This window comes from Phyllobacterium sp. K27 (assembly GCF_054796155.1).
This window is the reverse complement of the sequence record NZ_CM139240.1, coordinates 2,746,353-2,769,726: the sequence shown is the minus strand read 5'-3', so window position 1 is coordinate 2,769,726 and position 23,374 is coordinate 2,746,353. Positions and strand designations below refer to the sequence as shown.

23 protein-coding genes are annotated in these 23,374 nt (G+C 53.3%); 8 read left to right on the top strand and 15 right to left on the bottom strand.

Translation table 11 applies throughout. From position 1 onward, the window contains the following. Positions 1-81 precede the first annotated feature (81 nt). The gene (locus tag ACYJL1_RS13735) at positions 82-1,134 is read left to right on the top strand and encodes a helix-turn-helix domain-containing protein (RefSeq protein WP_460895903.1); all 1,053 of its coding nucleotides are present in this window, start codon (positions 82-84) and stop codon (positions 1,132-1,134) included. A 13-nt stretch (positions 1,135-1,147) separates the two neighbouring features. Here the strand turns inward: ACYJL1_RS13735 and ACYJL1_RS13730 are convergent, their stop codons facing one another. The 12 genes from ACYJL1_RS13730 to ACYJL1_RS13675 form a co-directional block, all read right to left on the bottom strand. After that, positions 1,148-1,900, bottom strand: coding sequence for an SDR family NAD(P)-dependent oxidoreductase (locus ACYJL1_RS13730; protein ID WP_460895902.1), 753 nt, complete (start codon positions 1,898-1,900; stop codon positions 1,148-1,150). Positions 1,901-1,909: 9 nt separating this feature from the next. Further along, positions 1,910-3,403 carry an amidophosphoribosyltransferase gene (purF, locus tag ACYJL1_RS13725; RefSeq protein ID WP_460895901.1) on the bottom strand — a complete coding sequence of 498 codons (1,494 nt, stop codon included), beginning with the start codon at positions 3,401-3,403 and terminating at the stop codon, positions 1,910-1,912. A gap of 134 nt (positions 3,404-3,537) precedes the next feature. Further along, entirely contained in the window at positions 3,538-4,125 is a 588-nt protein-coding gene (locus ACYJL1_RS13720) for a CvpA family protein (RefSeq protein WP_460895900.1), read from the bottom strand. 35 nt (positions 4,126-4,160) lie between these two features. After that, positions 4,161-5,561 (bottom strand): DNA repair protein RadA, encoded by a 1,401-nt coding sequence (gene radA / locus ACYJL1_RS13715; protein WP_460895899.1) that lies wholly within the window; start codon positions 5,559-5,561, stop codon positions 4,161-4,163. Then, positions 5,561-6,727, bottom strand: coding sequence for an alanine racemase (gene alr, locus ACYJL1_RS13710; protein ID WP_460898040.1), 1,167 nt, complete (start codon positions 6,725-6,727; stop codon positions 5,561-5,563). The genes radA and alr overlap by 1 nt, the downstream gene beginning before the upstream one ends. Positions 6,728-6,734: 7 nt before the next feature. Next, positions 6,735-8,228, bottom strand: a complete 1,494-nt coding sequence (locus ACYJL1_RS13705; protein WP_460895898.1) for a replicative DNA helicase — start codon at positions 8,226-8,228, stop codon at positions 6,735-6,737. Between the two features lie 335 nt (positions 8,229-8,563). Next, positions 8,564-9,844 (bottom strand): class I SAM-dependent methyltransferase, encoded by a 1,281-nt coding sequence (locus tag ACYJL1_RS13700; protein ID WP_460895897.1) that lies wholly within the window; start codon positions 9,842-9,844, stop codon positions 8,564-8,566. A 191-nt stretch (positions 9,845-10,035) separates the two neighbouring features. Continuing rightward, positions 10,036-10,605 (bottom strand): 50S ribosomal protein L9, encoded by a 570-nt coding sequence (gene rplI / locus ACYJL1_RS13695; protein WP_460895896.1) that lies wholly within the window; start codon positions 10,603-10,605, stop codon positions 10,036-10,038. A 27-nt stretch (positions 10,606-10,632) separates the two neighbouring features. After that, positions 10,633-11,604: a DUF2232 domain-containing protein gene (locus ACYJL1_RS13690; protein ID WP_460895895.1), complete on the bottom strand. Its 972-nt coding sequence runs from the start codon at positions 11,602-11,604 to the stop codon at positions 10,633-10,635. Between the two features lie 155 nt (positions 11,605-11,759). Next, positions 11,760-12,008, bottom strand: a complete 249-nt coding sequence (rpsR, locus tag ACYJL1_RS13685) for a 30S ribosomal protein S18 (protein ID WP_008128538.1) — start codon at positions 12,006-12,008, stop codon at positions 11,760-11,762. After that, the gene (rpsF, locus tag ACYJL1_RS13680) at positions 12,008-12,433 is read right to left on the bottom strand and encodes a 30S ribosomal protein S6 (RefSeq protein WP_106664746.1); all 426 of its coding nucleotides are present in this window, start codon (positions 12,431-12,433) and stop codon (positions 12,008-12,010) included. Before rpsF ends, rpsR begins: the two co-directional genes overlap by 1 nt. A 281-nt stretch (positions 12,434-12,714) precedes the next feature. Further along, positions 12,715-13,686 carry a glycosyl transferase family 90 gene (locus ACYJL1_RS13675; RefSeq protein WP_460895894.1) on the bottom strand — a complete coding sequence of 324 codons (972 nt, stop codon included), beginning with the start codon at positions 13,684-13,686 and terminating at the stop codon, positions 12,715-12,717. A 311-nt stretch (positions 13,687-13,997) separates the two neighbouring features. Here ACYJL1_RS13675 and fabD point away from each other — a divergent pair, with 311 nt between their 5' ends. The 7 genes from fabD to gmk all read left to right on the top strand — a co-directional run bounded on the left by fabD (position 13,998) and on the right by gmk (position 20,554). Continuing rightward, a complete protein-coding gene (gene fabD / locus ACYJL1_RS13670) occupies positions 13,998-14,942 on the top strand; it encodes an ACP S-malonyltransferase (RefSeq protein WP_460895893.1) in 945 nt (314 codons plus the stop codon). A 26-nt stretch (positions 14,943-14,968) separates the two neighbouring features. Further along, complete coding sequence (gene fabG / locus ACYJL1_RS13665; RefSeq protein ID WP_460895892.1) at positions 14,969-15,706, top strand: 3-oxoacyl-[acyl-carrier-protein] reductase; 738 nt, start codon at positions 14,969-14,971, stop codon at positions 15,704-15,706. A 291-nt stretch (positions 15,707-15,997) separates the two neighbouring features. Continuing rightward, complete coding sequence (locus tag ACYJL1_RS13660) at positions 15,998-16,234, top strand: acyl carrier protein (RefSeq protein ID WP_008128530.1); 237 nt, start codon at positions 15,998-16,000, stop codon at positions 16,232-16,234. A gap of 108 nt (positions 16,235-16,342) precedes the next feature. Further along, positions 16,343-17,605: a beta-ketoacyl-ACP synthase II gene (gene fabF / locus ACYJL1_RS13655; RefSeq protein WP_460895891.1), complete on the top strand. Its 1,263-nt coding sequence runs from the start codon at positions 16,343-16,345 to the stop codon at positions 17,603-17,605. Positions 17,606-17,777: 172 nt separating this feature from the next. After that, on the top strand, positions 17,778-18,983 hold the full coding sequence (mltG, locus tag ACYJL1_RS13650) for an endolytic transglycosylase MltG (RefSeq protein ID WP_460895890.1): 1,206 nt from the start codon (positions 17,778-17,780) through the stop codon (positions 18,981-18,983). A gap of 33 nt (positions 18,984-19,016) precedes the next feature. Then, complete coding sequence (locus tag ACYJL1_RS13645; RefSeq protein ID WP_460895889.1) at positions 19,017-19,907, top strand: YicC/YloC family endoribonuclease; 891 nt, start codon at positions 19,017-19,019, stop codon at positions 19,905-19,907. A gap of 32 nt (positions 19,908-19,939) precedes the next feature. Next, the gene (gene gmk, locus ACYJL1_RS13640) at positions 19,940-20,554 is read left to right on the top strand and encodes a guanylate kinase (protein WP_460898039.1); all 615 of its coding nucleotides are present in this window, start codon (positions 19,940-19,942) and stop codon (positions 20,552-20,554) included. Here the strand turns inward: gmk and rsmA are convergent. Genes rsmA through ACYJL1_RS13625 form a run of 3 tightly spaced genes read right to left on the bottom strand, consistent with a single transcriptional unit; the run spans position 20,551 to position 23,363 of the window. Then, the gene (gene rsmA / locus ACYJL1_RS13635; RefSeq protein WP_460895888.1) at positions 20,551-21,372 is read right to left on the bottom strand and encodes a 16S rRNA (adenine(1518)-N(6)/adenine(1519)-N(6))-dimethyltransferase RsmA; all 822 of its coding nucleotides are present in this window, start codon (positions 21,370-21,372) and stop codon (positions 20,551-20,553) included. The two genes, gmk and rsmA, sit on opposite strands and share 4 nt — an antisense overlap. After that, a complete protein-coding gene (gene pdxA / locus ACYJL1_RS13630; RefSeq protein WP_460895887.1) occupies positions 21,369-22,385 on the bottom strand; it encodes a 4-hydroxythreonine-4-phosphate dehydrogenase PdxA in 1,017 nt (338 codons plus the stop codon). Before pdxA ends, rsmA begins: the two co-directional genes overlap by 4 nt. Positions 22,386-22,433: 48 nt before the next feature. Continuing rightward, positions 22,434-23,363 carry a SurA N-terminal domain-containing protein gene (locus ACYJL1_RS13625; RefSeq protein WP_460895886.1) on the bottom strand — a complete coding sequence of 310 codons (930 nt, stop codon included), beginning with the start codon at positions 23,361-23,363 and terminating at the stop codon, positions 22,434-22,436. Between the last annotated feature and the right edge of the window lie 11 nt (positions 23,364-23,374).

Here is a 23,374-nt window from a genome sequence, read left to right as displayed (position 1 = left end):
TATTTTCGACCTGGATCATAATTAAGGTCGTCCGCAAACGCGATTGAGGACATATTGATTGAAACTCACTCGGATATTGAAATGCTTTTTGTACCTTTACCCTTTGTCGTTGCCCTGCTGCTTTTTATCCTTCTCATCCAAATGATCAGGCGGCAGGATGAGGGCGCGTCAAATCCGTTCTTCTTTGCTTGGCTTTCTGTTGCGGCGGTCCAATCGATAATTATAGGACTGCGCTGGGGCTATGATATGGTTGAAATATTGCCACTCCAGGCAATACTTGCCGCTGCCGCTCCGACATTGGCATGGTTGAGTTTCGATAGTCTGCGAACTGAACGATCACCATCGCGACGGCCTTATTTACTGCTTCATCTCCTGCCGACATTGTCGATTGCCTGTTTTGTCGCCTTCTGGCCCGATCCGATTTCGTTGGCGATCATCCTGATATTTTTGGGATACGGCTTGGCACTGGTGAGGCTTGCATGGTTAGGGCCCAATGTGCTTGGCGCTTCCAGATTGGATGGCGTCATCACATCGTATCGCGCCTTGCAGCTTACCGCGCTTTCCACGGTCGGCTCTGCCGTGATCGACCTGCTGGTAACTTTCGATTTCGCTGAAACCGGCGGGCTCAATTCTGGCCGCATTGTGGCTATAGCAAATATTGTTGGTCTTCTTGTTCTTGGAGCTGCGGCTACCGTTGCGGGTGCCAGCCAGCCTTCGGCTGAAGAAAGCGGTGACGAGCCTGCACTATCCAGTCAGCCAACCGCAGACGACGCAGCGGTAGCTGTTGCGCTTGATGAGTTTATGCAATCGCGTCAGCCATATCGCGACGTGGATCTCAATTTGAACAGGCTGGGCCGAAAAATGGGGCTTTCAGTCAGGCAAGTGTCCAATGCGATCAATCGCACCAAGGGGATGAGTGTTTCGCAATATGTGAATGACTATCGCGTGAGGGAAGCGTGCAAGCTTCTTCTGGAGACCGATGAGCCAATCACCCGCATCATGTTCGATGCGGGTTTTCAGACCAAATCAAACTTCAACCGCGAATTCCTGCGCGTTACCGGCATGAGCCCCAAAGCATGGCGGGCTCGTAACACAGAGGCCTGCGAGACGAATGTCATTCGCCTTACCGGTTAATGTGGTCGGTATATCAGCTTGGATTGTTATAGCTCAACAATTTGCCTGAGCGCACATTGTACAATTTGCCGGTGTCATCGATGGCCGGATCGCAGAGCAGGGCGATCTTTGCGGCAACCTCTGCCGGTGTGGGCAATGTCTCCGGGTCCTCGCCTGGAACAGCCTGCGCGCGCATTGCTGTGCGTGTTGCGCCGGGATCGACTGAATGCACGCGTAGCTTGGTCTGCCTGGTCTCTTCTGCCCAACTGCGCGCAAAAACCTCCACGGCAGCTTTAGAAGCAGCATAGGGAGCCCAATAAGCTCGAGCAGAATGCGCCACGCTGGAAGAAAGCAACAAAGCACGGCCAGCGTCGGAAAGTTTCAGCAAAGGATCGGTTGTCCGGATGAGCCGCCAAACGCTCGAGACATTGATTGTCATCAGCTTGTCAAACACCTTGGCCTCGACATGACCGATCGGCGAAATGGTTCCGAGCACGCCCGCATTGGCAATCATAATGTCAAGTTTGCCCCAGCGCTCATGAATCGAGCCGCCCAGCCGATCAATCGCAGGCAGATCAGTCAGATCAAGGGGAACCAGTGTCGCGGAACCGCCGGCCTTGGTAATTTCATCATCCAGTTCTTCAAGGCCGCCCACTGTACGCGCCACGGCAATGACATGTGCGCCGCGTCCAGCGAGTTCTTTTGCAAGGTGATAGCCAATGCCACGCGAAGCGCCAGTGACAAGCGCAAGCTTACCGTCCAGCCGAAAACTGCCGTCAGAAATCATGAAATGAACTCAACCGTTATTTGCGAGAAGCGAGAACTGACGGACATTGTCCGGGCCATCCTTGTCGAGAAGACGTGTCGGGTAGTCGCCAGTGAAATAGTGATCGGTGAAGAGTGGCGCGCCCGGATCGCGTGGTGCTCCGCTCACTGCCCTGTAGAGGCCGTCGATCGACAGAAAGGCCAATGAATCCGCACCGATATAGGCGCACATCGCATCAAGATCAGCATATTGGTTCGCCAGCAGCTTGTCCGCATCGGGCGTATCGATACCGTAGAAATCCGGGTGGAAAATCATCGGGCTGGCAACGCGGATGTGCACTTCGCTCGCGCCTGCATCGCGGATCATCTGCACGATTTTGACGGAAGTGGTTCCGCGAACGATGGAATCATCAATCAGAACAACCCGCTTGCCTTCAATGACTGCGCGATTGGCGGAATGTTTGAGTTTTACGCCGAACGCGCGAATAGACTGCGTTGGTTCAATGAAGGTCCGGCCAACATAGTGGTTGCGGATAATACCAAGCTCGAACGGAATACCGCTTGCCTGGGCAAAACCTATGGCCGCCGGTGTGCCACCGTCAGGAACAGGAACAACAACATCAGCCTCAAGCGGCGCTTCCTTGGCAAGGTTAATGCCCATGTTCTTGCGGGCCGTATAAACATTGCGGCCGCCAACAATGGAGTCAGGACGAGCGAAATAGACATATTCGAACAGGCATAGACGTTCGCGTTTTGGAAGCTGCGGCTTGAAGGTTTCGATGCTGATGGACCCATCGGCTTGAATCTCGCAAACGACAACTTCACCATTCTCGATGTCGCGGACGAATTTTGCGCCGATAATATCAAGCGCACAGCTTTCGGAAGCAAAAATCGGCTTGCCGTCGAGATCGCCCATGACGAGCGGGCGAATGCCGATTGGGTCGCGTGCTGCAATCAGCTTTGTACGGGTGAGGGCGAGCATCGCATAGCCGCCTTCCATCTGGCGAATCGCGTCGATGAAGCGGTCGCTGGATGAAGTGCTGCGCGAGCGGGCGATGAGATGCAGCACCACTTCCGTATCAGAATTGGACTGGCAGATGGCACCATCAGCGATGAGCTTGCGGCGCATCGTCAGGCCATTGGTGAAATTGCCATTATGGGCAATAGCAATCCCGCCAATTTCCAATTCAGCGAAGAGAGGTTGTACATTACGAAGAGCCGCATCACCCGTTGTCGAGTAACGGACGTGGCCTATGGCACGATCACCGGGCAATTGAGCCAATGTAGCCGGGTTTGTATAATGGTCACCAACAAGCCCCATACGGCGCTCAGAGCAGAACTGGTTGCCATCATATGAGACTATACCGGCGGCCTCCTGGCCGCGGTGCTGAAGCGCATGCAGCCCCAGGGCTGTCAACGTTGCTGCATCAGGATGCCCTAAAATGCCAAACACACCGCACTCTTCATGCAGTGTGTCATCATCAAGGGACATCAATTGGTTATCGTCACGAGAAATGTCGGTCATTGCCGCCAGCCCTTTCGCCCCAAGGTAAATTGGGATCGAGTCAATTGTGCCTAGTTTGTATTATGCCACACTATATGGGGTATTACCAAGCAAACCCCAAGAGCAGCATTGACGCAGTTTCATGCTTTGCCCTGTTATTCGGGCGCCGTGCCTTCCGAAGGAATGTCTTCCTTCGGTTCAGGCGTCGTTGTCCCATCCGTTGCCGCCGGTGTTTCCGGCTTCAATCGCTTGAGAATGGTTGTTTCCGGGTCCTCCGGCAAAAGTGCAACCAGTTTCGCACCAAGCTCATCGATCATGGGCTTTGATTTCGCCTGCGCCACCCATGCTGGCTGGTTTTCCGTAACAAGCCAGTTGAAAAACAGCATGGCAACCACAACGAGCAAAACGCCGCGTGCTGCTCCGAACAGAAAGCCAAGTGTGCGATCCAGTGCACCGATACGGCTATCAATAATGAAATCGGCGATCTTCATCGTAATAATTGAAACCACGATGAGCGTCACGATGAAAACCAGACCGGCAGCAGCAATCTGTACGATTGTTTCATTGCTGATGTAAGGGGCTAAAAAGGGCACAACCGGCTTGTAGAAAACGTAGGCTGCAACAGCAGCAGCGGCCCATGATACAACCGACAAGACTTCGCGTGAGAAGCCGCGAACCATGGCAAGGACCGCCGAGACAAGGGTGATGCCCAATAGTATTCCGTCAAGCAACGTTATCGGCATTTCATTTAGTCCTCATATCAAAACCAACCATCTGGTCAGTCTTCGCGTTGTCTCTTGCCCGGTCCGGATGCTGCTATCCGGGCCACAAGGTCCGGTAGCGAAGCAGTCTCGGTCAGACGAGCATTGCCGTTCTTTGCAACATCGTTGCTTCCCTTGGGAAGAACAGCCTGCTTGAACCCAAGCTTATCTGCTTCCTTCAGTCTTTGCACCGCATGCGCCACAGGGCGAACCGCGCCAGATAGACTGACTTCGCCGAAATAGACGCAATCGGCGGGAAGGGCAATACCGGCAATGGAGGAAACCAGTGCAGATGCGACCGCAAGGTCAGCCGCAGGCTCGGTTATTCGGTATCCACCAGCCACATTCAGGTAAACATCATGTTGTCCAAACCGCACGCCGCAATGGGCCTCCAACACCGCCAGAATCATCGAAAGACGGTTTCCGTCCCAGCCGACAACGGCGCGGCGCGGCGTGCCGAGTGTCGAGGGTGCGACCAAAGCCTGAATTTCAACGAGAATAGGCCGTGTGCCCTCCATCCCGGCGAAAACGGCGGCACCGGGCGATTTATCGTTTCGCTCGCCAAGAAACAATTCGGATGGATTGGCGACCTGACGCAGGCCCTTATCCGACATTTCAAACACGCCAATTTCATCAGTCGGTCCAAAACGATTCTTTACCGTGCGAAGGATACGGTAATGATGTCCGCCTTCACCTTCAAAATAGAGCACGGCATCGACCATATGTTCGATCACCCGTGGGCCAGCAATTTGGCCCTCTTTGGTCACATGGCCGACAAGAACCACCGCTGCGCCTGTTTGCTTGGCATAGCGAATCATCGCCTGTGCTCCGGCGCGGACCTGAGTTACCGTTCCGGGTGCAGAATCAGCGGCATCCGTCCACAGCGTCTGGATCGAATCGATAATGATCAGATCTGGTCGTTTCGCATCGGAAATGGTTGCAAGAATATCTTCGACATTGGTTTCGGCGGCAAGCAGCACATCAGTGTCGGCAGCATTCAGCCTTTGCGCACGTAGCCGTATCTGGGCCACAGCCTCTTCGCCTGATACGTAAACAATGCGGTGTCCCTGACGCGATAAAGCAGCAGCGGCCTGCGTCAGCAATGTGGATTTGCCAATACCCGGATCACCGCCAATCAAAATGGCCGATCCGCGTACAAAGCCGCCGCCGGTCACACGGTCAAGCTCGCCAATTCCTGACTGGATGCGTGGTGCGTCTTCGATTTCGCCGGACAAGGTGGTCAACGCAACGGCGCGGCCCTTGCGTCCTGAGAGCTTGCCGGGGCCACTGCCTATGCCGCCCGATGTGCCTTCTTCAACGAGCGTGTTCCATTCGCCGCATGAATCGCACTTGCCAGCCCAGCGCGTATGCACAGCGCCGCAGTTCTGGCAGATGAATTGAATTCTAGCCTTGGCCATTAAATCTCGTTTCCGCTGTAGAGGTAGCGGCGGTGATAGCGGTTTCCAAGGCTGGTAAGCAACTCATATCCGATTGTGCCTGCTGCCCGTGCCGCCTCGTCGAGGCTGATATTGGATCCAAACAGTTCAATATAGTCGCCCGGCTTAGCTTCGTCTTCCTTCAGTTCGGAAATATCGAACGAGGTCAGATCCATTGTCACGCGGCCAATGATCGGAACTCTCTTGCATGCGATAAAACCAGAACCACCACTATTGAGCGTTTGTCTTAAGGGTACGCCACTGCCGGAGGCCGAGCGCAAATAACCGTCGGCATAGCCAACAGAACAAATTGCAATCCGCGTATCTCGATCCAGCGTTGCAGTGGCTCCATAGCCTGCTGTCTCGCCTTTAAGCCCTGTGCGAATCTGAACAATCCGTGCTTCTGAGGTGACGACCGGACGCATTGGATTTGCGACGCCCGAAAGCGGCTCTCCACCATACATGGCGACGCCGGGGCGACTCAATTCATATCCAGTGTTCGAACTGTGGAAGATGCCGGGCGAGTTGGCGATGCTTGATTCAATTCCGGAGAAATTGGCACGAAGTTTTTGAAATGACTCAAACTGTCGCTGGCTGAGCTCATGCGTTGGTTCATCTGCTGTTGCTAGATGCGTGATTAGCAGCACTGGCCCATCATCGGCAGATTCGCCAGCAAAACGAATGGCTTCGCTCACGGTCAGGCCCAGCCGGTTCATCCCCGTGTCGACATGCAGGGCATAGGGTAGTTTCTCAGTCCGGCCAGCATTGAGTTCCCTCCAGTTTGCAAGTTCCTGCAACGACCCAAGCACGGGAATGAGGTTGGATCGTTCATAGATGGGAAATGCCTCAGCAAAAAAACCATTGAGGACAAAGACCTGCGCATCGGGCGCGACGGCTTTCACGCGCAATCCCTCTTCGGCCAGGGCCACAAAAAAAGTACGGCACCCGACACTCCATAAAACCGGAACGACGTGGACAATGCCAAGACCATAAGCATCCGCTTTAACCACTGCGGCGGTGCGCGCAGGTTTGGATTTCTCCGCAAGAAGAAGCCAGTTCGCAACCAGCGCATCGAGATCAATGGTTAAACGACCGCCTGCGAGCCGTGGATCAGCCCCGGTCGCGGTGACATGTGTAGTTTTTGCAATCAAATTCTTACTCGAAACGTTCGGGAATATGTGAATCCTCGGCAAGGTCGGTAAAGCGTGTGAATTCTGCCTGGAAGGCCAGTCGCACTGTTCCTGTCGGGCCGTGACGCTGCTTGGCAACGATCACTTCCGCCTTGCCGGTTGCCTCGTTCAAATCAGCCTGCCATTTGAAATACTCTTCAGTACCGGCCTTCGGTTCCTTGTTCTTGATGTAATACTCGTCACGATACACGAACAGCACAACGTCGGCGTCCTGCTCGATCGAGCCGGATTCACGCAAGTCAGAAAGCTGTGGGTGCTTGTCTTCGCGGCTCTCCACCTGACGGGAGAGCTGGGAGAGGGCGATAATAGGGGTATTCAACTCCTTGCCCAGAGCTTTCAGACCAGTGGTAATCTCGGTGATTTCCTGCACACGATTTTCCGAAGCGCGCTTGGATGATCCCTGCATCAGCTGAATATAGTCGATGACAATAACATCGAGGCCGCGCTGACGCTTCAACCGCCGGGCACGGGCTGCCAACTGCGCAATGGAGATACCACCTGTTTGGTCGATATAGAGTGGCACGCGCTGCATATGTTGCGAGCACGCAACGAGCTTTTCAAAGTCGGCTTCGCTGATTTCACCGCGACGGATTTTTGAAGAACTGATTTCTGACTGCTCGGAGATAATACGTGTTGCCAACTGCTCGGATGACATTTCCAGTGAAAAGAAACCGACCACGCCGCCATTCTTGGCTTTGAAACTGCCGTCGGCCAATTGTTCAGGCTCATAGGCTGCGGCAATATTGAAGGCGATGTTCGTGGCAAGTGAGGTCTTGCCCATACCCGGACGTCCCGCAAGCACGATCAAATCCGATGGCTGCAATCCACCCATGCGCGCATCAAGCGCGCGGATTCCCGTTGAAACGCCGGAAAGATGGCCGTCACGCATGAATGCCGCGTTTGCCATGTCCACAGCGTTCTTGACCGCATCAGTGAATGTCTGGAAGCCGCCATCATAACGCCCGGTTTCGGCAAGTTCGAACAGGCGGCGTTCAGCATCCTCGATCTGACCTTGCGGTGCCACATCGACTGGCGCATCATAAGCGATATTCACCATGTCTTCGCCGATGGTGATCAGCGCACGGCGCGTGGCAAGATCATAGATCGCGCGGCCATAATCTTCGGCATTGATGACAGTCACGGCTTCGGCGGCCAGCCGGGCAAGATATTGCATGACAGTCATGTCGCCGATCTTTGCGTCGGCAGGCATGAACGTCTTGAGCGTGACAGGATTGGCCATCTTGCCCATCCGAATCATATCGGAGGCGACCTCAAAGATTTTCCGGTGCAGAGGCTCATTGAAATGCGTCGGCTTCAGGAAGTCGGAAACACGATAAAACGCATCATTATTGACCAGAATAGCGCCCAAAAGGGCCTGTTCAGCCTCAATATTGTTGGGAGCCTCGCGATAAAGCGTGCCCTGCGCCTCGTTGATCTTGCGTACCGTAGCTTCAGCCATTTTGTATTTTCCTGTTCTCCTCTAATATGACCTAGCGTAGAAAAATGAGGACTGCTGTTTTATTCTTTTCCACACCACTTCACACAAATGCACTCGATCAATGAACAATCGGGAACGAGCGACGCAATAAAGCAGGAAATAAGATGAGCCATACTTGACTCTTACGGTAAACGTAAACCGAGTCGGGTGGAAAAGGCGATGCCACACAACCCACTTCACCGTCATCCTCGGGCTTGACCCGAGGACCTATCTTCATCGGCAAATAGTGGGTCCTCGGGTCAAGCCCGAGGATGATGGTGCGGTATGCGTTAAAGTATCGTCGGACTCACGTCCAATCACCGCCCGGCAATTGATTCCTTCGCGCTCGCTTGGCTATTGGCAGAGCTGCGTTGACATTCAAGCCGCTTGAGCCGCTTCTCTTCCCGTTCGATGTAGTTGCGGGTCAAAGGCACTACTTCCTGGCGATGAGCCAGCTGGATCTGGAACACCATCAGGTTTTGCCAGCGGAAAGCTGCTTCTGACGCCGCCAGATAGAATTCCCACATACGGCAAAACCTTTCATCATAGATCGCCTTTGCCTTGTCGCGGTTTGCCATGAAGCGCTCACGCCAGATCCGCAATGTATCGGCATAGTGCAGACGCAGAATTTCGATATCAGTAATAACCAGTCCGGCTTTTTCGATATGCGGAATAACTTCCGAAAGGGCAGGGATATAGCCTCCGGGAAAAATATACTTCTGGATGAAGGCATTGGTATAGGAAGGCCCGTCTGAACGCCCGATTGAGTGCAGCAGGAAGACGCCATCCTTCTTGAGCAGGCGCGCTGTGTGTTGGAAATATTCGGAGAAATGACCAATGCCTACATGCTCGAACATGCCAACCGAAACAATCCGGTCGAAACTGTTATCAATCGTACGATAGTCCTGCAGGTTGAATTGAGCCTGCGATGACAATCCTTCGTCGAATGCGCGCTTGTTGGCAATGCCGTGCTGTTCCTGTGAAAGGGTGACGCCTGTCACATTGGCTTCCAGGTGCCGTGCCAGATAAAGCCCCATGCCACCCCAGCCGCAACCGATATCGAGGGTCTTATGACCTTTTTGAATAAGCAATTTTGCAGCTATATGGCGTTTCTTGGCGAGTTGGGCCTCTTCGAGCGTTGCATCGGGCTTTTCGAAATAAGCGCAGGAATACTGCATGTCCGTATCGAGAAATAGCCGGTATAAGTCTTCTGACAGATCATAGTGGCGGTGCACATTGCTTGATGCGCGGGTCAGATTGTTCATCTGATGCAAGCGCCGGGTCGCACGGCGTATGCCCTCGATCGCAAGCATCCAAGGTTCCTTGGCTGCGGTAGCGCCCGTATTCTCAAAGATGAGCTTCAGAATATCGTAGATGTCGCCTTTAAGAACATCCATCTCGCTGTTCATATAGGCTTCTGCGAAATGCAGGGATGGATCAAATGCTATCCTGCGTTCTGCTGCGGCCGTATTGATGCGGAAGTGAAATTCCTCTCCGGTCCCGTCACCAAAGGTACGGACTTTGCCAGTAGAGTCGGTGACTTTTAAGGTGCCAGTGTGAATCATCCGCGAAAGGGCGGCTCGTAAAAGTGCGTTCATGAACAATCTCCATCATAGACGATAGAGCTCGGCCATAAGGTGACTCAAAGGGAGTCCTGGTCGGGCATGGGTGGACTCAGTAAATCTAATTGATTTTTTCAATCTGAAAAGAAAAAAAGTACCCGACATTGCTGCCGGGTACTTTTCATAAACAAAAACAACTCTTTCGAGTGCTTTGTATCTTCTTTAAATCAGGCGTTTTCTTCGCCGTCTTCGTCTTCTTCAAAGAACTCGTCCGAAAGCGGAGCCTCTTCAATGCCATAAATTGCTTCGGCAGAAGTAAGATCTTCACCCTTAACCTGACGCTCTGCTTCATCCGCAGTACGAGCAATGTTGATGGTAACTGTTGCTTCAACTTCAGGGTGGAGCGAAAGAACAATCTTGTGAAGACCAATGGTCTTGATCGGTGTGTTCAATTCAACCTGGTTGCGGTTGATGGAGAAGCCTTCTGCTGTGATCAGGTCGGCAATGTCACGGGTCGAAACTGAACCGTAAAGCTGACCGGTTTCACCAGCTGAACGAACTGCAATGAATGACTTGCCGTCAAGCTTATCAGCAATCGCCTGAGCTTCTGTCTTGCGCTCTAGGTTGCGGGCTTCAAGCTGTGCGCGCTGGCCTTCGAACTTCTTCTTGTTGGCTTCGTTGGCACGAAGCGCCTTGCCCTGTGGCAAAAGGAAGTTACGGGCAAAGCCGTCCTTGACCTTGACTGTATCGCCCATCTGGCCGAGGCGGCCAATGCGTTCTAGTAGAATAACGTCCATTTGAGTTTTCCTTATACGTTAGTGTCTTCAATTATCATTGCTGGGTGGGGTATTGTTTCCTGCCTTCGAAACCGGCGCGCTACGCGATGTGTCGAACAATCCGGCTACAAGAAAGAAGAAAAGCGTGAATGTGAAAATGATGACGGCAAGATAGGCCAGCCATAAAGCGATTGGCCTCCAGGTCGCGCCGCGCGTTCGGGAATGCATGATTGCAAAGCCTGCCATCAGGAATCCGGCACCGAGCGCCCCGGCGATTGCAGTTGCCGCATATCCGATACCGCCCGGCAGAAAACATGCTGCGCATGCCACGGCAAAAACAAAAAGTCCCGTGCGCGGCATACGCAATGCCCGCGGCCAATCATCTTTCGGGCGGCGCAGCTTACCCGATGCCGCAGTCAGTCGCAGCGCGATATATAGGTTGCCGACGATCAGGATGACCCATATTGCGGGCTGGATCGCAGGAAGCGCGCGCACGACGAATTCGGCAAGTCCCTGCGCAACTTCCGCATTGGGTGCAAGCTGAGGGTTGGTTGCCGCAAGCTGCTGGCTGAGGGATTTGATCAACGCCGCGGCAAACTCGTCACCATAGCCAATCAACATGCCGATTGCGATGAACGCCGCTGCCACGATCAGCGCAAGCCGCAGGAGCGTATCTGCCAGCGGATACCAGACATATGCGTCGCTCGGCCCGCCCACTTCAGAGGCAGGGCGCGCAAGTCCTGTGAAATAGGATGCGGCAGCAGCCGGAAGTGCGATAATCAAGACGAGAACGAGTGCAGCAGTAGGGGCGGCCAGCACAGATACGATGACCGCCATCGACAGCGCTGCGATAAAGCCGGTGGCAGTGCCCCAGCCGAGGGCCGCCATGAAAATGGGAAGGGGAGAGAATAACAGCAATGCCATGGCAAGGGTCGACTGCGCGATAACGCCAATCGACAGCAGCGCGGCTGCAAGCCCCGCCAATACTCCAACGCCAAAATCTTTTGCTGTAGGTAACATTTCGCTCGCTGTCCTGCTTGCATAAGCAGTTAGAGGAGGTTTTTAAACCGATGCCTCAACTTGGGTTTTGTTTTTCACCAATTCCGCGCCCATCGCGACTGGTGTATTTTAATTGCAGACAAAGGCGGCGATCTGATCGCCGCCTTAAATCAATATTACTTTACGACGTATGGCAGAAGGCCAAGGAAACGTGCGCGCTTGATCGCCTGAGCGAGTTCGCGCTGCTTCTTCTGGCTTACAGCTGTGATACGCGAAGGAACAATCTTGCCACGCTCGGAAATGTAGCGCGACAGAAGCTTTACGTCCTTGTAATCAATCTTCGGCGCATTCGCACCCGAGAACGGGCAGGTCTTGCGGCGGCGATGGAACGGACGGCGGGTCGGGATCTGATTGATGTCAACCATTATTCTGCTCCTTCACCGGCTTCGTCACGTGGACGGCGTGGGCGACGTGGACGGTCGTCATCACGGCCACCGAACTTGTTGTCATCGCGATCACGGCGATCGTCACGGCGAGCGAGCATGGCCGACTGGCCTTCCTCGTGTTCGTCAACGCGGATCGTCATGAAACGCAGGACGTCTTCGTTGATGCGCTGCTGACGCTCGAGCTCTGCAACAGCTGCTGCTGGAGCAGTGATGTTGAGCAGCGAGTAATACGCCTTGCGGTTCTTGTTGATGCGATATGTGAGAGCACGGAGCCCCCAGCTTTCGATACGCCCGACTGTGCCGCCATTGGTCTCGATGATGCCCTTGTATTGTTCTACAAGCGCATCGACCTGCTGCTGCGAAATGTCCTGTCGAGCAAGGAACACATGTTCATAAAGAGCCATTTGTCTTTGCCTTTCTTCGTTAATATTGCCCGGATCAACGGATGAACCTCTGCGAATCTCTCAGGCCGTTGAACGGCGAAGAAAGGACGCGTATGGAGACGATCGAGAGAGGAGACACGGGAGGCTGAAGCTTTGTCCTTCGACGGATAGAAATCCGGCCCTCCGTTCAGCCCCCAGCTGACGCCGAGCAATGAACGGGCGCTCTATACGGGCAAAACGTAAAAGAAGCAACCCGTCCGCCAATATTAATGATTTCGGGCTCTAAGCTCGGCTTTTGAAAGTCAGTCCCATAGGGTCGCGACCTTTGGAGTTGGCTCCCATTGCCCGCTCATTGCGAAATATTTACAAAGCACAAGAAGTGACAGCAATTTTTCCCGGGTCTGGTCATTGAATTGGCTGACATGGGCATTGGCATTTCGAATAATGGCAACTGCTTCGTCGACATGCTTGTTATAATAGCGAATCTTATCTTCCAGATCCGCAAAATCAGGACGCAATTGCACGTAGTGATGCCCTGGTATCAGGCGCCCTTCCATAAACCAGGTTTCATAGACAGGTTCGGGCATCATGCATAGTGATTGGGACGCCATTATCCATTGCAGGTTTGTCGCCACATCATGTCCTTCCACTGAGATTATGTAGCGGAACTGCCTTATCTGCTCCGCTGCTGACATGAATGGCTTGCACAAGGGGTCGGAGGTGTCATTATTCGTTATTCCAACATTGCACAGTGGGTGGTTGATGTAGCGCTTCACCAGAGAAAAGCGCTTTTCGTTATTGTTGCCGCCCCGCCATACTGCCAATGGCTGTTTTTCGGCGAAGGTGACAGGAACATTCAATTTTTGGAAATGCCGGAGCTTGTTGAGTTTCAGCAAAACGGATTCTTTATTGTCTCCGCGGATTGGGCGACTCTTTACAATTGAGGCTACCGGTGGGACGAAAGTCACGTCGCCGAAAACGGGACTTATGCGCAGTTGACACGGAAAATAGCGGGCATGTTCCTTAAGATCATAATAGTACATGCTCTGATTTCTCGGTAGATTGGAGATCCTAGAGCTTGCCTTGATACAAGGAGATCGTTCCCCGATCTTGTTGTAGTAATTCAGGCGGTATCTGAGGTAGTCCGCTTCGCATGTCTGGAAATCTTCACACAAAACATTCAGCTTCCTGCGAAACAAATATTGCGGCAGCAGGTCTCTGATGACGTTCTCAGAGTAGTATTCGATCTTCTTTATTGCTCTGGTGATGGACATGGCTTCAAAAAAACTGGCAACCGGACAAACCCTCCATCGCCGAAAAAGCTGGCTGAGCGCGTACTTCTAGCCACGATCAAAATCCGGGAAAAAACAGAGGGCATCCGAGGGTAAAATGGTTTAGCTGAAAATGCTTTGCGTTAGAATATGTTAGGTGGGATTGGACACTGTAATACTGGCCACATCGTGCATTGTGATGGTGTGATTTGCAAGCCAGTTTTTTCAAAGGCCCGTGAGAAAGCTTGACTTCGAGCTTGCTGATAGGCACACCGCGCGGCACATTGAGCTTGGTTTCATTTGGAGGCATTTCCATGTCTATAGCATTCACCTTTCCCGGACAGGGAAGTCAGTCCGTCGGTATGAGCAAGGCGCTTGCCGATAATTTTGCAGAAGCAAAGGCTGTATTCGACGAGGTGGATGAGGCTTTGGGTGAAAAGCTCTCCTCTATCATCTGGGAGGGACCGGAAGAGACTTTGACGCTCACTGCCAATGCGCAGCCCGCTTTGATGGCTGTATCCATGGCAGTCATCCGCGTGCTGGAATCGAAAGGCGTTTCGATCAAGGACAAAGTGTCCTTCGTAGCTGGCCATTCGCTCGGTGAATATTCTGCGCTTTGTGCAGCGGGTACGTTCTCATTGGCTGATACCGCCCGGCTGCTGCGTATTCGCGGCAACGCGATGCAGAAGGCTGTTCCAGCGGGCCAAGGAGCCATGGCAGCTATTATCGGTCTTGAACATGCGGAAGTTGAAGCCGTATGTGCCGAAGCGGCTGCGCAGGGGCCGGTTCAGATCGCCAATGACAATGGCGGCGGGCAATTGGTGATCTCAGGCGCAAAGGCTCCAGTTGAAGCCGCGGCTGCGCTGGCCTCTGCCAAAGGTGCCAAGCGTGCGATCATGCTGCCCGTTTCTGCTCCTTTCCATTCGGCTCTTATGGCGCCTGCCGCTGGTGCAATGCGGGAAGCGCTTGCAGCCGTTGCCAAGAATGATCCAATCGTGCCGCTTATTGCCAATGTACGAGCAGCGCCAGTCAGTTCCGCCGATGAAATCGCAGCCTTGCTTGTCGAGCAAGTGACTGGCCGGGTTCGCTGGCGCGAAACAGTTGAATGGTTCGGTGCCAATGGTGTAACGACGCTTTATGAAATTGGTGCAGGCAAGGTGCTTACAGGCCTAGCGCGCCGTATCAATAAAGATATTTCCGGTGTAGCTGTTGGGACACCGGAAGATATTGAAGCGGCTGTGGCCGCACTTAATGCTTGATAAATAGTAGAATAGAGGAACGCGCAATGTTTGACCTTACTGGCCGCAAGGCTCTCATTACGGGTGCAACAGGTGGTATCGGTGAAGCGATTGCACGCGCACTGCATGCCCAAGGTGCAATTGTCGGTTTGCATGGTACGCGCGTCGAGAAGCTGGAAGCGCTGGCAAGCGAACTTGGTGATCGCGTCAAGATTTTCCCGGCAAACCTTTCCAACCGGGACGAAGTGAAGGCTTTGGGTGAGAAGGCTGAAGCGGATCTCGAAGGCGTGGAAATCCTCGTCAACAATGCCGGCATAACCAAAGATGGTTTGTTCGTGCGTATGAGCGATGCGGACTGGGATAATGTTCTGGAGGTCAATCTGACCGCTGTATTCCGTCTCACCCGTGAGTTAACCCACCCTATGATGCGTCGCCGCTATGGTCGTATCATCAACATAACGTCGATCGTGGGTGTTACCGGAAATCCTGGCCAGACTAATTATGTGGCTTCGAAAGCCGGTCTCATCGGCTTCTCCAAATCGCTTGCCCAAGAGATCGCCAGCCGCAATGTTACCGTGAACTGCGTTGCGCCGGGCTTTATCGAATCAGCCATGACCGACAAGCTCAATGAGAAGCAAAAGGAGGGCATCATGTCTGCCATTCCTATGCGCCGTATGGGCACAGGTGACGAAATCGCTTCATCGGTCGTCTATCTTGCCAGCAGCGAGGCTGGTTATGTTACAGGCCAGACGATCCATGTTAATGGTGGTATGGCGATGATTTGATCATTCAATAGCCTGACGCCGTTGTGCATCCGGCTATCGAGTGTGGTAAAAGAAACAATCACATTTATGAGATTGAGGCCGCGAATAAAGCGTGATAAGTCGCGCACCAGTTGTGACATCAAATTGTTTTGCCAAATCGATTAGATGTTCGAGAAGTTCCGCAAGGAATAAGCCGCAGGGGTTGGTGTTTTAGCTGTTAAACAGCACTAAACTACCATCTTATTGCTTGATTAGAGTCATCCGTGCCGCTAACCAAGGCATAGAAAGAAACAAACAGGTTGAGGTTTCCACATGAGTGATACTGCAGAACGCGTCAAGAAAATCGTTATTGAACATCTGGGCGTTGATGCCGAGAAAGTCACCGATGGTGCGAGCTTCATCGACGATCTGGGCGCAGACAGCCTTGATACTGTCGAGCTCGTGATGGCTTTTGAAGAAGAATTCGGCGTTGAAATTCCGGATGATGCTGCTGAAACGATTTTGACTGTCGGCGATGCCGTCAAGTTCATCGACAAAGCACAAGCCTGATTTTTGTTATGCCTGGCAACGCATGAGTGAAAGAAGCGGCGTAAGGCCTTTCTCATTCATGCGTTCGAGGGATGCAACTATGTCGCATATGATGATTAAGGATCGGCCATGAGGCGCGTTGTCATAACCGGCCTTGGGCTGGTTTCTCCTCTCGCATCCGGTGTGGAGCTTACTTGGTCAAGGCTTTTAGCCGGCCAGAGCGGTGCCCGGCGCGTTACAGAATTTGATGTTGAAGATCTGCCCTGCAAGATCGCCTGCCGTATTCCCGTTGGCGATGGATCCGATGGTACGTTCAATCCTGATGATTGGATGGAGCCAAAGGAACAGCGCAAGGTCGATCCATTTATTGTTTACGCAATGGCGGCTGCCGATCAGGCGCTGGCCGATGCCAAATGGGCGCCTGAAAGCGATGAAGACCAGATTCGCACTGGTGTGCTCATCGGTTCAGGTATTGGTGGTCTCGAAGGGATTGTGGAAGCAGGTTATACGCTGCGCGACAAAGGTCCGCGCCGCATCTCGCCTTTCTTCATTCCAGGTCGATTGATCAATCTTGCTTCCGGTCAGGTTTCCATCAAACACAAGCTACGTGGCCCAAACCATTCAGTGGTTACTGCCTGCTCGACAGGTGCGCACGCTATTGGTGATGCGGCCCGTTTGATCGCCTTTGGCGATGCTGACCTCATGGTCGCTGGCGGAACGGAGTCACCAGTCAGCCGTATATCGCTTGCCGGCTTTGCGGCCTGCAAGGCGCTTTCCACAGAAAGAAACGATGATCCTACCGCTGCTTCCCGTCCGTATGACAGAGATCGCGATGGCTTTGTCATGGGCGAGGGCGCTGGTATTGTCGTTCTTGAAGAACTGGATCATGCATTGGCTCGTGGGGCCAAGATTTACGCTGAAGTCATAGGTTATGGCCTGTCAGGAGATGCCTATCATATCACTGCACCTTCCGAGAGCGGTGAGGGTGCGCAGCGTTCCATGGAAATGGCACTCAAGCGTGCGGGTATTACCCCAGCCGACATCGACTACATCAACTCACATGGTACTTCGACCATGGCTGATACAATCGAGCTTGGTGCGGTAGAGCGGGTTGTTGGCGATTCTGCACCAAAGATATCAATGTCATCAACGAAATCATCGATTGGTCATTTGCTCGGCGCTGCCGGCTCCACAGAAGCGATCTTCTGCGCTCTGGCGATTCGTGACAACATCGCGCCGCCGACGCTTAATTTGGATAACCCGTCTGTTGAAACCAAGATCGATCTGGTTCCGCACAAGGCGCGCGAACGGAAGATTGACATCGCCTTATCCAACTCTTTCGGGTTTGGCGGGACCAACGCTTCGCTTGTTCTGCGGCGTTATCAACAATGATCGAATTTTTGGCGAAGGCGCTTCACGCTTTCGCCATATTACAGTCGATTTTAATGCATAGTGCCTGAATCACTTTTGATTTGAGCTGGGCTATGCGCCATTTGCAAAGTTGCCGTTCCCTCATCCAACGGGTGGGCGGCAAATAACCGCTAATTCGTTCCGAGGTGCTTGCGTGAGTTCAGATCAGCAATCTGGAGAGACAAATAGTTCCGGTACGCCGGAGCGCAAGCCTATTGTCCCGCAGTCGGCATCTGAAGCTTTGCGGCCTGAACCCGGCACGCCACCGCCTGCGCCAAAGCGCCGCTCGCGCCGGGCGCGAAGTCAGATTGTCGTTTTTGCAAATTTCATGCTGTCGCTTGTCGTGCTCGTTGTGCTCGCCGCAGCTGCTGTTGTTTATTTCGGCAAGGTCGAATTCAACGAACCTGGCCCGATTGATGTTAGCACCAATTTCTTGGTCAAAAGTGGCTCAGGCATCATTGAAATTGCTGATGGGCTTGAGCGTCGTGGCATTATCTCTGACGCGCGCATTTTCAAGTACGGTGTACAGGCCTATGGCCATCAGCGCGATATGAAGGCTGGCGAATACGAAATCAAGGCGCACGCATCCATGCGCGAAATCATGGACCTGCTACGCAGCGGAAAATCTGTTCTGCATTCCCTCACCATACCGGAAGGCTTGACTGTTGAGCAGATATTTCAGCGTATCCAGGAGGATGACGTGCTGACCGGTGATCTACCAGCGATCATGCCAAAGGAAGGCTCGCTTTTTGCCAATACGATGCGTTTTTCCCGGGGTACGACCCGCGAAGAACTCGTGAAGAAAATGCTGGCGGACCAAAAGAAGCTGGTTGAAGATATTTGGGAGCGCCGCGATCCAAGCGTGCCGCTGAAAACGATCGAAGAGTTTGTTACACTCGCTTCCATTGTCGAGAAAGAGACTGGCAAGGCTGACGAACGCCCGCGCGTTGCATCCGTATTCATCAACCGGCTGAACAAGCGTATGCGTCTGCAATCTGATCCGACGATCCTTTATGGTATTTTCGGCGGTAAAGGGCGTCCTGCAGATCGCGCGATCCTGAAGTCGGATATCGAAAAGCCTACGCCATATAATACTTATACGATCAATGGTCTTCCGCCTGGTCCTATTGCCAATCCCGGTCGTGATGCTCTTGAGGCTGTCGCCCACCCCTCACAGACGAAAGATCTTTATTTCGTTGCCGATGGGACTGGAGGTCATGTTTTCGCAGCCACGCTTGAAGAGCACAATGAGAACGTGAGACGCTGGCGTCAGGTTGAAAAAAACCGGCTTGATGAAGCTGCCAAAGCGGCCACCGGGGACAAGAATGCAGTGCCGGTTGAGGGTGGCGTCGCAAATTAACCGGCATAAAATGCCGGGCCAAAGGGGAAGCATATGTCATTGCAGAGTATGACGGGTTTTGCCCGTCACCTCCGGACCTTTCCCGGAGTGCAGGTTTCGTGGGAAATCAAATCGGTAAACGGCAAAGGGCTTGATGTGCGCTTTCGCTTGCCGCAAGGCTTTGAGGCAATTGACCAGAAGGCTCGCTCGCTTTTTGGACAGCATTTCAAACGAGGTAATTTTCAGGCTGCCCTGACAATCGATAAAACGGACGGTGCTTCCGCCACGACAGTCGTTAACCGGCCATTGCTTGAGGAATTGACATCAATCGCCGGTCGCTTGCGTGAGGAGTTTAATCTGGCGCCTTCTACGCCGGAAGGATTAATGGCATTGCGCGGTGTACTTGAAGTGCCGCAGGATGTTGTCACGCCTGAAGACCAGTCGAAGCTGGATGATTTAGCGCTCGGCGTTCTCGAAGAGACACTCTTGCAGCTTGAAAAAAACCGGCAGGACGAGGGCAGAGCGCTCGGCGAGATATTGAAGCGGCAAGTTTCTGTCGTTGAATCACTGGTCGAGCAGGCAAAGCTTGATCCAAGCCGCTCACTTGAAGCAATAAAAAGCAGACTTTCTGCGCAAGTCGCTCTTTTGCTTGATGCTGCACCAGCTCTCGATGAGGCAAGGCTGCATATGGAGGCGGCATTTCTGGCAACAAAAGCGGATATTCAGGAAGAACTTGATCGCCTTGAAATGCATGTAGCATCGGCGCGGCTTCTTCTGGCAGACGGCAACGGTGTCGGGCGAAAGCTGGATTTTCTGACACAGGAATTTAACCGGGAAGCGAACACACTTTGCTCTAAGGCCAACGCGGCATCAATTACAACCATAGGGCTTGACCTTAAGGCTGTTGTAGATCAATTGCGCGAGCAGATACAGAATTTGGAGTAGATATGCTCAACGCTATCAAAAGACGCGGCCTTATGCTGGTGCTTTCATCACCTTCTGGTGCTGGCAAATCGACCATTGCCCGCCTGTTGCTGAACGATAAAGAAAAGCTTGAGCTGGCGCTGTCTGTCAGCGTTACAACGCGCGCACGTCGCCCCAGTGAGATCGAGGGCGTCCATTACCATTTTATTTCGGTGCGTGAGTTCGAACGCCTGCGCGACAGTGACGAATTGATTGAGTGGGCGGAAGTCCACGGTAATTTTTACGGCACCCCCCGCGAGGCCGCTGAGAATGCGCTTGCCGATGGCCAGGATATGTTGTTCGATATTGACTGGCAGGGCGCGCTGCAATTGCAGGAAAAGATGAAAGGCGATGTTGTCAGCATTTTCATTTTACCGCCTTCCATGGCCGATCTGAAGCAGCGTCTTCATCGCCGTGCCGAAGACACCGAAGAGGTCATCGACATGCGCCTGCGCAATGCGCGTAATGAGATCGAGCGTTGGCGTTCTTACGATTATGTCATCGTCAACAAGGATTTGGACCGAGCCTATAATCAGGTTCAGTCAATCGTCACGGCAGAGCGCCTGCGCCGGGATCGTTCTCCCGGTCTGTTTGATTTCGTCAATGGGCTTCTGGAAGAAAAGCTCTAAAGCGAATTCGCCAGGGCCACAAACTCGTCAATAGACAGTGTTTCGGCGCGTCGGGTCGGATCAATTCCTGCTTTTGCAAGCAATGCTTCGCCGCCCAGCGATTTCACGCTTTGGCGCAGCATTTTGCGGCGCTGGCCAAAGGCAGCCTGCGTAACCTTGCCTAAAACCGTAGCATCACAAGCCAATGGCGTTTCCCGTGGCGCCATATGCACCACTGAGGACGTTACTTTCGGCGGAGGGGTGAATGCCTGCGGCGGCACGTCAAACGTTATCCTCGCCTCTGTACGCCATCCTGCAAGCACACCAAGCCGACCATAAGAGTCTGACCCCGGTCGCGCGACAATGCGTTCAGCCACTTCGCGCTGGAACATCAACGTTAGCGAGGAATAGAATGGCGGCCAAGGCTCTGCCAAAAGCCAGCCGACCAGCAGTGGCGTCCCGACATTATAGGGCAGGTTCGCAACGATCTTTATTTTTCCATCGCCCGCCAGCGCTGCAAAGTCGGTTTCCATCGCATCACCCGGAATGACACAAAGACGGCCCGGATAATGATCGGAAATCTCCCGAAGCGCTGCCAGACAGCGCTCGTCCCGTTCAATGGCAATAACATTGGCGCCCTGTGCCAGCAGTGCGCGTGTCAGGCCACCGGGGCCGGGGCCAACTTCTATAACTGTCTGTCCTTCCAGTTCACCTGCCTGACGGGCGATCTTTGCGGTCAGGTTCAGATCGAAAAGGAAATTTTGGCCCAGCGATTTTCTCGCCATCAGTTCATGGCGTTCGATGACTTCGCGTAAGGGTGGAAGGTCGTCGATACTCATGCAGTATTCTTTTCTTTTTTGTTTGATACCAGTTCATCGGCGAGGCGAAGCGCTGCAATCAGACTGTCGGGCTTGGCCTTTCCATGCCCTGCAATATCAAACGCGGTGCCGTGGTCGGGCGAGGTACGTATGAAGGGCAGGCCAAGCGTAACATTGACACTGTCGTCAAATCCAAGCGTCTTTGCCGGTATCAACGCCTGATCGTGATACATGCAGATCGCAACGTCGTATGTTGCCCGGGCTGCCGCATGAAACATTGTATCGGCTGGCAGGGGGCCGCGTGCGTCAATACCTTCCGAACGAAGAATATGGATCGCCGGCCCGACGATGGTTTCATCTTCGGTTCCCATGCTGCCGCCTTCACCCGCATGGGGATTAAGGCCGGCTATCGCAAGCCGTGGTTCGGCAATTCCGAACTGGCTTTTGAGCGCGTCCGCAGTAATACGGGATATGGCAACGATGGTTTGAGTGTCCAGAACAAGCGGAACCTGAGCAAGGCCAATATGTATGGTCACGGGGACGGTTCTGAGCAACGGTCCGGCAAGCATCATGACGGGCGTCACCTCATGTCCGAGATGCTGGGCGGCAAGATGTGCAAGAAATTCCGTATGGCCGGGAAACCGAAATCCTGCGTCATAGAGTGGTTTCTTTGCAATGGGGCAGGTGACGACGGCCCGTGCTTCGCCCGAAAGGCTTAATGCAACTGCGCGCTCGATAGCCTCCATCGTCCCTGGGGCATTTTCGACCAGCGGTGTTCCAGGCTGGTCAACCTGCAGATTTTCGAGCGGCACTATGGGAAGCGCCTCTGTGAAAAGGTCTGAAGCCTTTGCCGGTGTTGAAACAGCAATCGTGCAATTCTGCCCGGTAAGCTTTGCCCGTGCTTCGATCAGTTTAGGATCAGCAAGCAGGAAAAATGGAGAAAGACGCAATTCCTTGCGTTTCAACCAACAGGCAATAGCAATTTCAGGACCTATACCCGAAGGGTCGCCGCAGCTTACAGCGATAGCAGTCATGGGCACGCCCCGTACTGTGTGAGATAGGCGTGCTGAAGGCCCGCCTTGTTATTCGTTGGTAATTTTCGCCTTGGCGCGCAACTCATCAAGATATTTCTTGTCGACTGCCTCTGCCGTCGCATTGCCCTTGCCGCTATTTTGTTCTTGGGCAAAGACCATGCGAGCCACACGGTCATCTGAAACCTGACGTGTCGCACAAACGCCCAGATATTCAACGCCTTTATCCGTATCAAGGGTAGCGGTGGCGTGGCCGGCCGATGTCGATTTTACCTGAGCTGCCCATTCAGGGGGCAGTTCCTGCTCGATAAATTTGCCAAGGTCACGCACGGTCACATCAAGTGTGCCCTTTGCGATATCCCGTGTGCCATCACAGCCATTGAATTTGGCGCGCATGGCATTGGCTTCGCTGCGGCGCTTTGCGATACTGTTACGCTGGTTTGCAGGTACCACAAAAATGACCTGCTGCAACTGATACTCGGTAGAAACAGGTTTCTTTCCGCCATCCTTGAGCATGCGTTGAACCGCGTCCTGCTCGGTAAATTTTGCACCGCCCTGTGAACGATTGCGAGTTGCCAATGCGCGGCCCCAGCTCATCTGGATGCGGATATATTCCTTGAAATGCTGCGCGGTCACGCCAGCCTTGCTCAAGACATCTTTGAGCTGAGCCAAAGTCATCTTGTTATTGGTCGCAAACCGGGCGAAAGCATCATTAACCTCGCCATCGCCGACAAGAAGATTGAGCCGCCGCAATTCTTGGCGCTTCAGTGCTTCTTCTGTCAATTCTGCTTTGGCATCGCCCTTTTTACGCTGCAGCTTGAGGAAGGCAGCGCGTCGGGAAATATCGTAATCGGTGATAGGGACACCATTGACCACAACTTTAATCTGGCTTGCGGTTGCGGGAAGCACAGCCCCAATCGTTAGACTGGAGCCGATTACGGCAAACAAAGCCGCTGCAATAACATGGTTCCTCGCCATCATTCCTAACTATC

Coding starts and splice junctions, on each gene's coding strand:
- ACYJL1_RS13735 (WP_460895903.1), top strand. CDS start 82: ATGCTTTTTGTACCTTTACCCTTTGTCGTTGCCCTGCTGCTTTTTATC.
- ACYJL1_RS13730 (WP_460895902.1), bottom strand. CDS start 1,900: ATGATTTCTGACGGCAGTTTTCGGCTGGACGGTAAGCTTGCGCTTGTC.
- purF (WP_460895901.1), bottom strand. CDS start 3,403: ATGACCGACATTTCTCGTGACGATAACCAATTGATGTCCCTTGATGAT.
- ACYJL1_RS13720 (WP_460895900.1), bottom strand. CDS start 4,125: ATGCCGATAACGTTGCTTGACGGAATACTATTGGGCATCACCCTTGTC.
- radA (WP_460895899.1), bottom strand. CDS start 5,561: ATGGCCAAGGCTAGAATTCAATTCATCTGCCAGAACTGCGGCGCTGTG.
- ACYJL1_RS13705 (WP_460895898.1), bottom strand. CDS start 8,228: ATGGCTGAAGCTACGGTACGCAAGATCAACGAGGCGCAGGGCACGCTT.
- ACYJL1_RS13700 (WP_460895897.1), bottom strand. CDS start 9,844: ATGAACGCACTTTTACGAGCCGCCCTTTCGCGGATGATTCACACTGGC.
- rplI (WP_460895896.1), bottom strand. CDS start 10,605: ATGGACGTTATTCTACTAGAACGCATTGGCCGCCTCGGCCAGATGGGC.
- ACYJL1_RS13690 (WP_460895895.1), bottom strand. CDS start 11,604: ATGTTACCTACAGCAAAAGATTTTGGCGTTGGAGTATTGGCGGGGCTT.
- rpsR (WP_008128538.1), bottom strand. CDS start 12,008: ATGGTTGACATCAATCAGATCCCGACCCGCCGTCCGTTCCATCGCCGC.
- rpsF (WP_106664746.1), bottom strand. CDS start 12,433: ATGGCTCTTTATGAACATGTGTTCCTTGCTCGACAGGACATTTCGCAG.
- ACYJL1_RS13675 (WP_460895894.1), bottom strand. CDS start 13,686: ATGTCCATCACCAGAGCAATAAAGAAGATCGAATACTACTCTGAGAAC.
- fabD (WP_460895893.1), top strand. CDS start 13,998: ATGTCTATAGCATTCACCTTTCCCGGACAGGGAAGTCAGTCCGTCGGT.
- fabG (WP_460895892.1), top strand. CDS start 14,969: ATGTTTGACCTTACTGGCCGCAAGGCTCTCATTACGGGTGCAACAGGT.
- ACYJL1_RS13660 (WP_008128530.1), top strand. CDS start 15,998: ATGAGTGATACTGCAGAACGCGTCAAGAAAATCGTTATTGAACATCTG.
- fabF (WP_460895891.1), top strand. CDS start 16,343: ATGAGGCGCGTTGTCATAACCGGCCTTGGGCTGGTTTCTCCTCTCGCA.
- ACYJL1_RS13645 (WP_460895889.1), top strand. CDS start 19,017: ATGTCATTGCAGAGTATGACGGGTTTTGCCCGTCACCTCCGGACCTTT.
- gmk (WP_460898039.1), top strand. CDS start 19,940: ATGCTGGTGCTTTCATCACCTTCTGGTGCTGGCAAATCGACCATTGCC.
- rsmA (WP_460895888.1), bottom strand. CDS start 21,372: ATGAGTATCGACGACCTTCCACCCTTACGCGAAGTCATCGAACGCCAT.
- pdxA (WP_460895887.1), bottom strand. CDS start 22,385: ATGACTGCTATCGCTGTAAGCTGCGGCGACCCTTCGGGTATAGGTCCT.
- ACYJL1_RS13625 (WP_460895886.1), bottom strand. CDS start 23,363: ATGATGGCGAGGAACCATGTTATTGCAGCGGCTTTGTTTGCCGTAATC.